The sequence below is a fragment of the Noviherbaspirillum aridicola genome (assembly GCF_019656455.1).
GTDB classification, from domain to species: Bacteria; Pseudomonadota; Gammaproteobacteria; order Burkholderiales; family Burkholderiaceae_D; genus Noviherbaspirillum; species Noviherbaspirillum aridicola.
On sequence record NZ_BPMK01000028.1, the window covers coordinates 1 to 13,299 of the forward strand.

The 13,299-nt window shown below is 61.8% G+C and carries 10 protein-coding genes and 1 tRNA gene; 1 reads left to right on the forward strand and 10 read right to left on the reverse strand.

Going from position 1 to position 13,299, the window contains the following annotated elements; all coding sequences use genetic code 11:
- The coding region (locus NCCP691_RS20975; RefSeq protein ID WP_220810523.1) for a hypothetical protein at positions 1-471 on the forward strand (471 nt) is incomplete at its 5' end.
- 181 nt (positions 472-652) lie between these two features.
- Here the strand turns inward: NCCP691_RS20975 and rpoC are convergent.
- The 10 genes from rpoC to NCCP691_RS21025 all read right to left on the reverse strand — a co-directional run.
- A complete protein-coding gene (rpoC, locus tag NCCP691_RS20980) occupies positions 653-4,909 on the reverse strand; it encodes a DNA-directed RNA polymerase subunit beta' (RefSeq protein WP_220810524.1) in 4,257 nt (1,418 codons plus the stop codon).
- Positions 4,910-5,122: 213 nt separating this feature from the next.
- On the reverse strand, positions 5,123-9,229 hold the full coding sequence (gene rpoB / locus NCCP691_RS20985; RefSeq protein WP_220810525.1) for a DNA-directed RNA polymerase subunit beta: 4,107 nt from the start codon (positions 9,227-9,229) through the stop codon (positions 5,123-5,125).
- Positions 9,230-9,506: 277 nt separating this feature from the next.
- Positions 9,507-9,887, reverse strand: coding sequence for a 50S ribosomal protein L7/L12 (gene rplL, locus NCCP691_RS20990; protein WP_220810526.1), 381 nt, complete (start codon positions 9,885-9,887; stop codon positions 9,507-9,509).
- Between the two features lie 67 nt (positions 9,888-9,954).
- Complete coding sequence (gene rplJ, locus NCCP691_RS20995) at positions 9,955-10,452, reverse strand: 50S ribosomal protein L10 (protein ID WP_220810527.1); 498 nt, start codon at positions 10,450-10,452, stop codon at positions 9,955-9,957.
- A 286-nt stretch (positions 10,453-10,738) separates the two neighbouring features.
- Positions 10,739-11,434: a 50S ribosomal protein L1 gene (gene rplA, locus NCCP691_RS21000; RefSeq protein ID WP_220810528.1), complete on the reverse strand. Its 696-nt coding sequence runs from the start codon at positions 11,432-11,434 to the stop codon at positions 10,739-10,741.
- Position 11,435: 1 nt separating this feature from the next.
- On the reverse strand, positions 11,436-11,867 hold the full coding sequence (gene rplK, locus NCCP691_RS21005; protein WP_220810529.1) for a 50S ribosomal protein L11: 432 nt from the start codon (positions 11,865-11,867) through the stop codon (positions 11,436-11,438).
- Between the two features lie 157 nt (positions 11,868-12,024).
- The gene (gene nusG, locus NCCP691_RS21010) at positions 12,025-12,606 is read right to left on the reverse strand and encodes a transcription termination/antitermination protein NusG (protein WP_220810530.1); all 582 of its coding nucleotides are present in this window, start codon (positions 12,604-12,606) and stop codon (positions 12,025-12,027) included.
- Between the two features lie 3 nt (positions 12,607-12,609).
- Positions 12,610-12,990: a preprotein translocase subunit SecE gene (gene secE, locus NCCP691_RS21015; protein WP_220810531.1), complete on the reverse strand. Its 381-nt coding sequence runs from the start codon at positions 12,988-12,990 to the stop codon at positions 12,610-12,612.
- 35 nt (positions 12,991-13,025) lie between these two features.
- Positions 13,026-13,101, reverse strand: a tRNA-Trp gene (locus NCCP691_RS21020).
- A 72-nt stretch (positions 13,102-13,173) separates the two neighbouring features.
- Positions 13,174-13,299 (reverse strand): EF-Tu C-terminal domain-related protein (locus NCCP691_RS21025; RefSeq protein WP_455431989.1); only part of this gene is annotated, 126 nt, incomplete at its 5' end.

Sequence of the window (13,299 nt, forward strand, 5' to 3'; positions counted from 1 at the left end):
CGTCAATCGGGCATTCTTATGGATGTTCATTCGGTTGGCTTCTTTGAGAACTGGGGGTTTGGCGATTTCCAGTTTCTCAAATCCAATCCGAATGAACCAGAACAACCTATTGAAACATCACACCTAGTCCGCCTCCCATACAACAAGTACGGCTCCTGGGCCGTTGAATGCGCCTTCTGTTTCCTTCATCTCGTTCTGCGACAATGTTATCAGTTGCATCGCGTCGCCTCGCTGATCAAAAATCGCGTGCATGTCCAATCCAGTGAATACGGGTCGATCTTCCGTATCATCAGCCGCGGTGCGTCGAGCTTGAATCGGCCGGCATCTGTAATGATGTCCTCGACAGTTAATGGAAGGTCAGCATGTGCCGAGTGCGTCGAGGTGAGCAACATGAGAAGCATTGCTGCGCGAATCAGTGAGGAGCCTGTGATCTTGGTCATTGTTAGTGTGTGCACACTCTCTTTCGATTGAGGAAGTTAGGTTAGCCAAGAACATGTTTCATTAGTTGAGGATAATCAAAACTTTTAGGCTTGTTCGAAAATCGCGACACTTCATGGTTATTCAGGTGTTGGCGAAATAGCTCTGCGGCACACATAAAAAAACGGCGCCAGGGTTTCCCCTGGCGCCGTTTCGACGTTTAAAGCAGTAAAACTTACGCTTCGCCGCCCTCGCCGTTTCCGTTGTCACCACCATCAACCGGCGCAGGCGAGAACAATGCCTCGGCTTCCGCCGCGCGGGCGGACTGTTCGGCCTGCAGCAGCGCGGTGCGCTCTTCGGCTTCCCAGGTCTCCTTCTCCTTGCGGGCGCGGTGATAGGCCAGACCGGTACCGGCCGGGATCAGGCGGCCGACGATGACGTTTTCCTTCAGACCGCGCAGACCGTCCTTCTTGCCCATGATCGCGGCCTCGGTGAGGACGCGGGTGGTTTCCTGGAACGATGCGGCCGAGATGAAGGAGTCGGTCGACAGCGATGCCTTGGTGATGCCGAGCAGGACGTTCTCGTAAGTCGCCGGACGCTTGCCTTCGGCGATGACGCGGTCGTTCTCGTCGAGCAGCTCGGAACGCTCCACCTGCTCGCCCGGGATGTAACCGGTGTCGCCGGCATCCACGACCTGCACGCGGCGCAGCATCTGGCGCACGATCACTTCGATGTGCTTGTCGTTGATCTTCACGCCCTGCAGACGGTAGACGTCCTGGACTTCGTCGACGATGTAGCGGGCCAGCGCTTCGATACCGAGCAGGCGCAGGATGTCCTGCGGATCGGCCGGGCCGTCCACGATCATCTCGCCCTTGTTCACCACCTGGCCGTCGTGCACCAGCACCTGCTTGTCCTTGGTGATCAGGAACTCGTGCTTGTTGCCGTCCATGTCGGTGATTTCGAGGCGCTGCTTGCCCTTGGTCTCCTTGCCGAACGCGACGGTACCGGTGACTTCGGCCAGCATGCCTGCGTCCTTCGGCGAACGTGCTTCGAACAGCTCGGCCACGCGCGGCAGACCGCCGGTGATGTCACGGGTCTTCTGCGATTCGGTCGGGATACGTGCGAGCACTTCACCCACGGATACCAGCTGACCGTCCTTCACGGTGATCAGCGCGCCGACCTGGAAGCCGATGGTCACGGCGTGCTCGGTGCCGGCGATCTTGACTTCCTCGCCCTTCTCGTTGAGCAGCTTGACCTGCGGACGCATGACCTTGGTCGAGGAACCGCGGCGCTTGGCGTCGATGACCACCAGGGTCGACAGGCCGGTGACCTCGTCGATCTGCTTGGCGACGGTGACGCCCTCTTCCACGTTCTCGAACTTCACGGTACCGGCGTACTCGGTGATGATCGGACGGGTCAGCGGGTCCCAGGTCGCCAGGGCGGTGCCGGCCTTGAGGGCCATGCCGTCCTTGACGAGCAGGGTCGCGCCGTACGGCACCTTGTGACGCTCGCGCTCGCGGCCGTGGTCGTCGGTGATCAGCACTTCGCCGGAACGGGAAATGACGATCTGCTCGCCCTTGCCGTTGGTGACGTAGCGCATGGTCGCGGTGAAGCGGACGGTGCCGTTGGACTTGGCTTCGACGCTGGAGGCAACTGCCGCACGCGATGCCGCACCACCGATGTGGAACGTACGCATCGTGAGCTGGGTACCCGGTTCGCCGATCGACTGTGCTGCAACCACACCGACTGCTTCGCCGGAGTTGACCAGCGCGCCGCGGCCGAGGTCGCGGCCGTAGCACTTGGCGCACAGACCGTAGCGCGTGTCGCAGGTCAGCGGCGTGCGGACCTTGACTTCGTCGATGCCGAGGCGCTCGATCTCTTCGACCGCGTCTTCATCCAGCAGGGTGCCGGCTTCGTACAGGGTCGACTGGTCTTCCGGATTGATGATGTCGTTGGCGGACACGCGGCCGAGGATACGGTCGCGCAGCGCTTCGATGACTTCACCGCCTTCCACCAGGGCCTTCATGGAAGAACCGTTGGCGGTGCCGCAATCGTCTTCGGTGACGACCAGATCCTGGGTCACGTCGACCAGACGGCGGGTCAGGTAACCGGAGTTCGCGGTCTTCAGCGCCGTATCGGCCAGACCCTTACGGGCACCGTGCGTCGAGATGAAGTACTGCAGAACGTTCAGGCCTTCGCGGAAGTTCGCGGTAATCGGCGTTTCGATGATCGAGCCGTCCGGCTTGGCCATCAGGCCGCGCATGCCGGCCAGCTGGCGGATCTGGGCGGCCGAACCGCGGGCGCCGGAGTCGGCCATCATGTAGATGGCGTTGAAGGACTCCTGCGTGCCGTGGGTGCCGTCGCGCTTGACGACGTCTTCCACCTTGAGCTGGTCCATCATGGCCTTGCCGACTTCGTCGCCGGCCTTGCCCCAGATGTCCACGACCTTGTTGTAGCGCTCGCCGGCGGTAACCAGGCCGGAAGAGTACTGCTGCTCGATCTGCTTCACCTCGTGCTCTGCCTGGGCGATGATGGTCGCCTTCTGCGGCGGCACCAGCATGTCGTCGACGCAGATGGAGATGCCGGCACGGGTCGCGAGACGGAAGCCGGACTGCATCAGCTGGTCGGCGAACACGACGGTCGCGCGCAGGCCGCACTTGCGGAACGAGGTATTGATGAGCTTGGAGATTTCCTTTTTCTTCAGCGCGCGGTTGAGCACCGAGAACGGCAGGCCCTTCGGCAGAATCTCGGACAGGATGGCGCGGCCGACGGTGGTCTCGTAGCGCTTGACGGTCTGCACGAACTCGCCGGTCGCCGGATCCTTCGGATACTCGGTGATGCGGACGGTGATGCGGGTGGTCAGCTCGACTTCCTTGTTGTCGTAGGCGCGGATGACTTCGCCGACGTCGCGCAGCATCATGCCTTCGCCCTTGCCGTTGATCTTCTCGCGGGTGGCGTAGTACAGACCGAGCACGATATCCTGCGACGGCACGATGGACGGATCGCCGTTGGACGGGAACAGGATGTTGTTGGAGGCCAGCATCAGGGTGCGGGCTTCCATCTGTGCTTCAACCGACAACGGCACGTGAACCGCCATCTGGTCGCCGTCGAAGTCGGCGTTGAACGCGGCGCAAACCAGCGGATGCAGCTGGATGGCCTTGCCTTCGATCAGGACCGGCTCGAACGCCTGGATGCCGAGGCGGTGCAGCGTCGGTGCGCGGTTGAGCAGCACCGGATGCTCGCGGATGACTTCTTCCAGGATGTCCCAGACCACCGGCTCCTGCACTTCGACCAGCTTCTTGGCGGCCTTGATGGTGGTGGCCAGGCCCATGAGCTCGAGCTTGTTGAAGATGAAGGGCTTGAAGAGTTCGAGCGCCATCAGCTTCGGCAGACCGCACTGATGCAGCTTGAGCTGCGGGCCCACCACGATGACGGAACGGCCGGAGTAGTCGACGCGCTTGCCCAGCAGGTTCTGACGGAAGCGGCCGCCCTTGCCCTTGATCATTTCGGCCAGCGACTTCAGCGGACGCTTGTTGGCACCGGTCATCGCCTTGCCGCGGCGGCCGTTGTCGAGCAGGGAGTCGACGGCTTCCTGCAGCATGCGCTTTTCGTTGCGGGTGATGATTTCGGGGGCGCGCAGCTCCATCAGCCGCTTCAGACGATTGTTGCGGTTGATGACGCGGCGGTACAGGTCGTTCAGGTCGGAGGTCGCGAAGCGGCCGCCGTCCAGCGGAACCAGCGGACGCAGTTCCGGCGGCAGCACCGGCAGAACTTCCATGATCATCCAGTCCGGCTTGATGCCGGAACGCTGGAAGGCCTCGAGCACTTTCAGGCGCTTGGCGTATTTCTTGATCTTGGCTTCGGACTTGGAATCCTTGAGCTCCTGGCGCAGGGTCTCGACGTCGCGGTCGATATCGATCGAGCGAAGCAGTTCGCGGATGCCTTCGGCGCCCATGTGTGCGACGAAGTCGTCGCCGTATTCTTCATACTTGGCGGCGTAGTCGTCTTCCGACATGATCTGGCACTTCTTCAGCGGGGTCATGCCGGGCTCGGTCACGACGTAGGCTTCGAAGTAGAGCACGCGCTCGATGTCGCGCAGCGTCATGTCGAGCACCATGCCCAGACGCGACGGCAGCGACTTCAGGAACCAGATGTGGGCGACCGGCGAGGCCAGTTCGATGTGGCCCATGCGCTCGCGGCGCACCTTGGCCAGCGTGACTTCGACGCCGCACTTTTCGCAGATGACGCCGCGGTGCTTCAGGCGCTTGTACTTGCCGCAGAGGCACTCGTAGTCCTTGATCGGGCCGAAGATCTTGGCGCAGAACAGGCCGTCGCGCTCCGGCTTGAAGGTACGGTAGTTGATGGTTTCCGGCTTCTTGACTTCGCCGTAGGACCAGGAACGGATCTTCTCGGGCGATGCGAGGCCGATCTTGATCGCATCGAATTGTTCGCTTTGCTGTACTTGCTTGAATAGATCGAGCAGTGCTTTCATTTCTCTCACTCCAGTTGGCGTGGATAACGCGTCTTGGTGTTGCATGGAAGCGGTTCCGGCTTCTACCCTGTTCGCATCAGCGGGAGAGCCCTTCCGTCGTGGCGTGGGTTCCGTTGATACCGGGAGCAGGCGCCGCTTCCCTTACTGCCTGTGCTGCCTGTATTGCTTGCCGCGGCGCGCCGGCTTGCGCCGGCGGCCGCATCCTCATCGCGGTCAGTCGCGTTCCAGGTCGATGTCGATACCGAGCGAGCGGATTTCCTTGACCAGCACGTTGAAGGACTCCGGCATGCCGGCGTCGATCACGTGGTCGCCCTTGACCAGGTTCTCGTAAACCTTGGTACGGCCGGTCACGTCGTCCGACTTCACGGTCAGCATCTCCTGCAGCACGTAGGACGCGCCGTAGGCTTCCAGCGCCCAGACTTCCATCTCGCCGAAGCGCTGGCCGCCGAACTGGGCCTTGCCGCCCAGAGGCTGCTGCGTCACCAGCGAGTACGGGCCGGTGGAGCGTGCGTGCATCTTGTCGTCGACCAGGTGGTGCAGCTTGAGCATGTGCATGTAGCCGACCGTGACCGGACGCTCGAAGGCTTCGCCGGTGCGGCCGTCGTACATGGTCACCTGGTTCTTCGACGGCGTCATGCCGAGCTGCTTGGCGATCGGCTCCGGATAGGCCAGGTCGAGCATGCGGCGGATTTCGTCCTCATGCGCGCCATCGAACACCGGGGTCGCGAACGGCACGCCGTGCTTCAGGTTGTCCGCCAGCGCCAGGATCTCGTCATCGCTGAAGCTGTCCAGGTCTTCCGACTTGCCCGACTCGTTGTACACGGTGGTCAGGAACTTGCGCAGCTCTGCCGCCTTGGCTTGCGCCTGCAGCATTTCGCCGATGCGCAGGCCGAGACCCTTGGAGGCCCAGCCCAGGTGGACTTCCAGCACCTGACCGACGTTCATACGCGAGGGCACGCCCAGCGGGTTGAGCACGATGTCCGCCGGCGTACCGTCAGCCATGTACGGCATGTCTTCCACCGGCACGATGCGCGAGACCACACCCTTGTTACCGTGGCGGCCTGCCATCTTGTCGCCAGGCTGCAGGCGGCGCTTGACCGCGAGGTAGACCTTGACCATCTTCTGCACGCCCGGGGGCAGTTCGTCGCCCTGGGTGAGCTTCTTGCGCTTCTCTTCGAAGGCGAGGTCGAACTGGTGACGCTTTTCGGCGATCGATTCCTTGATCGCTTCCAGTGCGGCGGCGATGTCGTCCTCCGCCGGACGGATGTCGAACCAGTGGTACTTGTCCAGATCGTCCAGGTATTCCTTGGTGATCTTGGCGCCCTTGGCCAGCTTCTTCGGACCGCCGTTGACGACTTTCCCGATCAGCATCTTCTCGAGACGCTGGAAGGCGTCGCCTTCGACGATACGCAGCTGGTCGTTCAGGTCGAGGCGATAGCGCTTGAGCTCGTCGTCGATGATCTGCTGGGCGCGCTTGTCGCGCTGGATGCCTTCGCGGGTGAACACCTGCACGTCGATGACGGTGCCGACCATGCCCGAGGGCACGCGCAGCGAGGTGTCCTTCACGTCGGATGCCTTTTCGCCGAAGATCGCGCGCAGCAGCTTCTCTTCAGGCGTCAGCTGGGTCTCGCCCTTCGGCGTGACCTTACCGACCAGGACGTCGCCTGCTTCGACTTCGGCGCCGATGTAGACGATGCCGGATTCATCGAGGCGGGCCAGCTGGTTCTCTGCCAGGTTCGAGATGTCGCGGGTGATTTCTTCCGCGCCGAGCTTGGTGTCGCGCGCGACCACCGACAGCTCCTCGATGTGGATCGAGGTGTAGCGGTCGTCGGCCACCACGCGCTCCGAGATCAGGATCGAGTCCTCGAAGTTGTAGCCGTTCCACGGCATGAACGCCACCAGCATGTTCTGGCCGAGCGCGAGCTCGCCCAGGTCGGTCGACGCGCCGTCGGCGATCACGTCGCGCTTGGCGACACGGTCCCCGACCTTGACGATCGGACGCTGGTTGATGTTGGTGTTCTGGTTGGAGCGGGTGTACTTGATCAGGTTGTAGATGTCCACACCCACTTCACCTGCTGCCGCTTCATCGTCGTTCACACGGATCACGATACGGCCTGCATCGACATAGTCGACGACGCCGCCGCGCAGCGCCTGCACGGTGGTGCCGGAGTCGACCGCGACAGTGCGCTCGATACCGGTACCGACGAACGCCTTCTCGGGACGCAGGCAGGGCACGGCCTGACGCTGCATGTTGGCGCCCATCAGTGCACGGTTCGCATCATCGTGCTCGAGGAACGGAATCAGCGAGGCTGCAACCGACACCACCTGGCCCGGGGCCACGTCCATGTACTGGACGCGTTCCGGCGACACGAGGATGGTTTCGCCAGCCTGACGCGCGGAGACCAGCTCATCGGACAGCTTGCCTTCCTTGTCGATGGTCGCGTTCGCCTGGGCGATCACATAGCGGCCTTCTTCGATCGCGGACAGGTAGTCGATCTGGTTGGTCACCTGGCTGTTCTCGACCTTGCGGTACGGCGTCTCGAGGAAGCCGTATTCGTTCAGACGGGCATACAGTGCCAGCGAGTTGATCAGACCGATGTTCGGACCTTCCGGTGTTTCGATCGGGCACACGCGGCCGTAGTGGGTCGGGTGCACGTCGCGCACTTCGAAGCCGGCGCGTTCGCGGGTCAGACCGCCCGGGCCGAGCGCGGAGACGCGGCGCTTGTGGGTGATTTCCGACAGCGGGTTGGTCTGGTCCATGAACTGCGACAGCTGCGAGGATCCGAAGAACTCGCGAATCGCTGCCGAGATCGGCTTGGAGTTGATCAGGTCGTGCGGCATCAGGTTGTCCGCTTCGGCCTGGCCGAGGCGTTCCTTGACTGCGCGTTCGACACGCACGAGGCCGGCGCGGAACTGGTTTTCCGCCAGTTCGCCGACGCAGCGCACGCGGCGGTTGCCGAGGTGGTCGATATCGTCCACTTCGCCGCGGCCATTGCGCAGCTCGACCAGGATCTTGATGACGGCCAGGATGTCCTCGTTGGACAGCGTCATGGTGCCGGTCAGTTCGTCACGGCCGATGCGGCGGTTGAACTTCATGCGGCCCACGGCCGACAGGTCGTAGCGCTCTTCGCTGTAGAACAGGCCGTTGAACAGGGCCTCGACCGATTCCTCGGTCGGCGGCTCGCCGGGACGCATCATGCGGTAGATCGCCACGCGCGCGGCCATCTGGTCGGCGGTGTCGTCCATGCGCAGCGTCTGCGAGATGTACGCGCCCTGGTCCAGATCGTTGGTGTACAGCGTCTGGATGTCGGTCACGCGCGCGTCGCGCAGGCGGCCAAGCAGGTCTTCGGTCAGCTCGTCGTTGGCGTTGGCGATGACTTCGCCGGTCTCGCTGTCGACGATGTTGGTCGCCAGCACGCGGCCGAGCAGGTAGTCTTCCGGCACCGAGATGTACTTGATGCCGGCGTTCTCGATTTCACGCACATGCTTGGCGTTGATGCGCTTGTCCTTGGCGACGATCAGCTTGCCGTTCCTGTCCTGGATGTCGAAGCGCGCGACTTCACCGCGCAGCCGCTCGGAGACGAACTCCATCTCGGCGCCTTCCGCGCGGAGGGTGAAGTTGTCGAAGACGAAGAAGTTGGCCAGGATCTGCTCGGGCGTCATGCCGATCGCCTTGAGCAGGATGGTCACCGGCATCTTGCGGCGGCGGTCGACGCGGAAGTACAGGATGTCCTTCGGATCGAATTCGAAGTCCAGCCAGGAGCCGCGGTAGGGGATGATGCGCGCCGAGAACAACAGCTTGCCCGACGAGTGCGTCTTGCCGCGGTCGTGCTCGAAGAACACGCCCGGCGAACGGTGCAGCTGAGACACGATGACGCGCTCGGTACCATTGATGACGAACGAGCCGTTGGCCGTCATGAGCGGGAGTTCGCCCATGTAGACTTCCTGTTCCTTCATTTCCTTCACTACGGGCTTGGTCGGCGATTCCTTGTCGAGGATCACCAGGCGCACCTTCGCGCGCAGCGGCGAAGCAAAGGTCAGCCCACGCTGCTGACACTCTTTCACATCGAACGGCGGGTCACCCAACACATAGGACAGAAACTCTAGCCGTGCAAAACCATTGTGAGATACGATTGGGAAAATCGAGCTGAAGGCGGACTGCAAGCCTTCATTCTTGCGCTGGGATGGAGCTTTTTCGGCCTGCAGGAAGCTCGTGTAGGACTCGAGCTGGGTCGCCAGCAGGAACGGAACGTTGTGAACGTTAGCGCGCTTCGCGAACGACTTGCGAATGCGCTTCTTCTCAGTAAATGAGTAGTGCATGGACACTCCGTGAGTGACAGGAAGGATGGAGAATTCAGGACTCGCTGCGGGTCTTGCGACTCACCGCCGCTCTCTGCGAATCCTCAAGTCTCGGCCCTTGTGCCTGACTAGACTGCTCTGAAACCACCGCCTTCATCCCATCCCCGCCCGGGGACAAGATTCCGGAAAATCACGAAAACGACAAAGGAGCCAAGGCCGAACCCCCTCCTTCGAGAGAGTTCCGAACCTTGACTCCGGCGACGATGACTCGCCCTGGAATTGCCAACTGGGGCCGAGATTACTTGAGTTCGGCCTTTGCGCCAGCTTCTTCCAGCTTCTTCTTGGCTGCTTCGGCGTCTGCCTTGGCGATGCCTTCCTTGACGGGCTTCGGAGCGCCGTCCACCAGGTCCTTGGCTTCCTTCAGGCCCAGGCCGGTGATTTCACGGACTGCCTTGATGACGCCGACCTTGTTCGCGCCGACTTCGGCCAGAACAACGGTGAACTCGGTCTGCTCTTCAGCAGCCGGAGCAGCGCCTGCGCCGCCGCCTGCGGGGCCAGCAACTGCCATCGCAGCTGCGGACACGCCAAACTTCTCTTCAAAAGCCTTGACCAGGTCGTTCAGGTCCATCACGGACATCTGGCCTACTGCTTCGAGGATATCTTCTTTGCTGATTGCCATTTGAAACTCCTAAATTTTGATTCGGTATTTACATCAGATCGGTACAGACGCGGGAAGACGCGACGCATTACGCGCCTTCGGCTTCCTTCTTCGCTGCCAGAGCGGCGAGCGCACGGGCAAAGCCGGAGACCGGAGCCTGCATCACGCCCAGCAGCTGGGAGATGAGGACTTCGCGGCTCGGGATGCTTGCCAGTGCAGCCACACCCGCCTTGTCGAGCGGTTTGCCTGCGTAGCTGCCAGCCTTGACGACCAGTTTGTCATTGCCTTTTGCAAAGTCGTGAACGACCTTGGCGGCGGCAACGGCGTCCTCGGAGATCGAATAGATCAACGGGCCGGTCAGTTCGGAGGCGAGGCCAGCAAACGCGGTGCCCTCGACGGCGCGACGTGCGAGCGTGTTTTTCAGCACGCGCATGTACACACCCTGGGCACGCGCCTTGGCGCGCAGTTGCGTCAGTTGACCAACCTGGATGCCACGGTATTCGGCCACGACGATGGTCTGCGCGGTTGCTACCTTCGCGGAGACTTCGGCGACGACGGCCTTTTTGTCATTCAGATTGAGACTCAAGATCAACCTCCAATTATGATGCTCGGCTTGCGCTTCGCATCGTTTCGAACACGGCGTCCGAAGTTCAGGAGTTCATGCCGGCGAACCAGCGTTGAGACTACAAAAACTTTTCGGGTCACCATCTGCGTTGGGTGCCGGAGCTTGCGCTGCCGGTGTTTAACTTTGTGCACCGATCCTGCATGCACGCCGCCCAACGGTCTTTGATGTCCGGTGCGTCCAGACTGCGACGAACCGGCCCAAAGATTTGCCCCGCGCCATGTTGCCGCGCGGGGGCTTGATTCGATACTTAAGCGGCCAGAGAGTTCTGGTCGACGCGCACACCGGCGCCCATGGTCGAGGAAATCGCGACCTTGCGCAGGTAGACGCCCTTGCTCGTAGCCGGCTTGGCCTTGTTCAGCGCCTCGATCAGGGCGAGCAGGTTGGACTTCAGGTCTGCATCGCTGAAGGACTTGCGGCCGATCGTTGCGTGGATGATGCCGGCCTTGTCGGTACGGTACTGCACCTGACCTGCCTTGGCATTCTTCACGGCGGTTGCGACGTCCGGAGTCACGGTGCCGACCTTCGGGTTCGGCATCATGCCGCGCGGGCCGAGAATCTGACCGAGGGTACCGACGATACGCATGGTGTCCGGCGAAGCGATCACGATATCGAACGGCATGTCGCCGCCCTTGATGCGTTCTGCCAGGTCTTCCATGCCGACGATGTCGGCGCCGGCGGCCTTGGCGGCCTCTGCCTTGTCGCCGGAGGCGAACACGGCGACGCGCACGGTCTTGCCGGTGCCTGCGGGCAGGACGACGGAGCCGCGAACGACCTGGTCGGACTTCTTCGCGTCAACGCCCAGCTGGACGGAGACGTCGATGGATTCGTCGAACTTGGCGGTCGCGCATTCCTTGATCAGGGCGATCGCGTTGTCGTACGGGTACAGCTTGGTGCGATCGACTTTAGCCTTGATCGCCTGGGCGCGTTTGGACAGCTTTGCCATGTTACAGACCCTCCACCGTGATACCCATGGAACGAGCGGAACCGGCGATCGTACGCACGGCGGCTTCCATGTCGGCTGCCGTGAGATCCGGCATCTTGGTTGTTGCGATTTCTTCAGCCTGCTTGCGGGTGATCTTGCCGACCTTGTCGGTATGGGGCTTCGGCGAACCCTTCTGGATGCCCGCGGCCTTCTTGATCAGGATGGTTGCCGGCGGCGTCTTCATCACGAAGGTGAAGGACTTGTCGGCGAACGCGGTGATCACGACCGGGATCGGCAGGCCCGGCTCGACGCCTTGCGTCTGCGCGTTGAAGGCCTTGCAGAATTCCATGATGTTCAGACCGCGCTGACCCAGCGCCGGACCGATCGGGGGGGACGGGTTGGCTTTACCAGCCGGCACTTGCAGCTTGATAAAACCGATGATCTTCTTTGCCATGATGGCTCCTGAGTTGATTGAGTGTTAGCGCCTGTTGGCCCGTCCGGGGACGACTTAATGGGGCTCCTCGTTACTGCGATCCGGATTCCACGGCCTGCCTGGCGGCGGCCGGTGACGCTCCGGAAGCGTTTGCTGCGATTCTGCCGGGGATCGGGACTTAAACCTTCTCGACCTGTCCGAATTCCAGTTCGACCGGCGTGGCGCGGCCGAAGATGGTGACCGAGACGCGCACGCGCGATTTCTCGTAGTTGACTTCTTCAACGTTGCCGTTGAAGTCGGTGAAGGGACCATCCTTGATACGCACGAGCTCGCCCACTTCGTACAGCACCTTGGGCCGCGGCTTCTCTACGCCTTCCTGCATCTGATGCAGGATCTTGTCGACCTCGTGCGGCGGGATCGGGGTCGGCTTGTTGGACTTGCCGCCGATGAAGCCGGTCACCTTGCTGGTGTTCTTCACCAGGTGCCAGGTATCGTCGGTCATTTCCATTTCGACCAACACGTAGCCCGGGAAAAAGCGACGCTCGGTGACGGACTTCTGGCCGTTCTTGACTTCGATGACTTCCTCGGTCGGCACCAGGATCTGGCCGAACTTGTCCTGCATGCCGGCACGCTCGATGCGCTCCATCAGCGCACGCTGCACGCTCTTCTCCATGCCGGAGTAAGCGTGGACTACGTACCAGCGCTTGTTGCCGGCCGATTGCTGCGGGGCCGGCGCGCCTTCTTGCATGTTCTCGCTCATGGATTATTTCCAGCCAAGGATCAGGTCGTACAACACGAATTCGAGGATCTTGTCCGTACCCCAGAGGAAGATCGCCATGACCAGTACGAAGCCAAACACGACCAGCGTGATCTGGGTTGCCTCCTTGCGGCTCGGCCAGACAACCTTTTTGGCCTCACGCACGGATTCCTTGGCAAAACCGAGGAATTCACGGCCCTGCGAGGAGGTGTAGGCGATGGCAATCGCCACCAGCAGACCGCCGACCAGCGCGCCTGCGCGCATGATGGTCGGCTGTCCGGACAAGAAGTAAAAACCGACGACACCCGCGACGACGGCACAAATAGCAAGAGCGACCTTAATCTTGTCGCTCGATGCACCAACGGTTTCTACGGGTTGGTTAGCCATGCTTCTTTCTTTCGGTGCCCTGCACCTTTATTCGGTGGCAGGGGCAGAGGGAATCGAACCCCCAACCTTCGGTTTTGGAGACCGACGCTCTGCCAATTGAGCTATACCCCTACGACTTAAACAGCTTGAATTGAGAACGCTGCGAAGCCGGTTGCCCGGCCGCGCAGCGCGACAATTCAGGGATTACTCGATGATCTTGGCAACGACGCCGGCGCCGACGGTACGGCCGCCTTCGCGGATGGCGAAGCGCAGACCTTCTTCCATCGCGATCGGGTTGATCAGCTTGACCGTGATCGAGACGTTATCGCC

What these genes read in the sequence shown, in the direction of transcription:
- rplK (WP_220810529.1), bottom strand. Translation starts at nt 11,867, where the DNA reads ATGGCAAAGAAGATCATCGGTTTTATCAAGCTGCAAGTGCCGGCTGGT.
- rplA (WP_220810528.1), bottom strand. Translation starts at nt 11,434, where the DNA reads ATGGCAAAGCTGTCCAAACGCGCCCAGGCGATCAAGGCTAAAGTCGAT.
- nusG (WP_220810530.1), bottom strand. Translation starts at nt 12,606, where the DNA reads ATGAGCGAGAACATGCAAGAAGGCGCGCCGGCCCCGCAGCAATCGGCC.
- secE (WP_220810531.1), bottom strand. Translation starts at nt 12,990, where the DNA reads ATGGCTAACCAACCCGTAGAAACCGTTGGTGCATCGAGCGACAAGATT.
- rpoC (WP_220810524.1), bottom strand. Translation starts at nt 4,909, where the DNA reads ATGAAAGCACTGCTCGATCTATTCAAGCAAGTACAGCAAAGCGAACAA.
- rpoB (WP_220810525.1), bottom strand. Translation starts at nt 9,229, where the DNA reads ATGCACTACTCATTTACTGAGAAGAAGCGCATTCGCAAGTCGTTCGCG.
- rplL (WP_220810526.1), bottom strand. Translation starts at nt 9,887, where the DNA reads ATGGCAATCAGCAAAGAAGATATCCTCGAAGCAGTAGGCCAGATGTCC.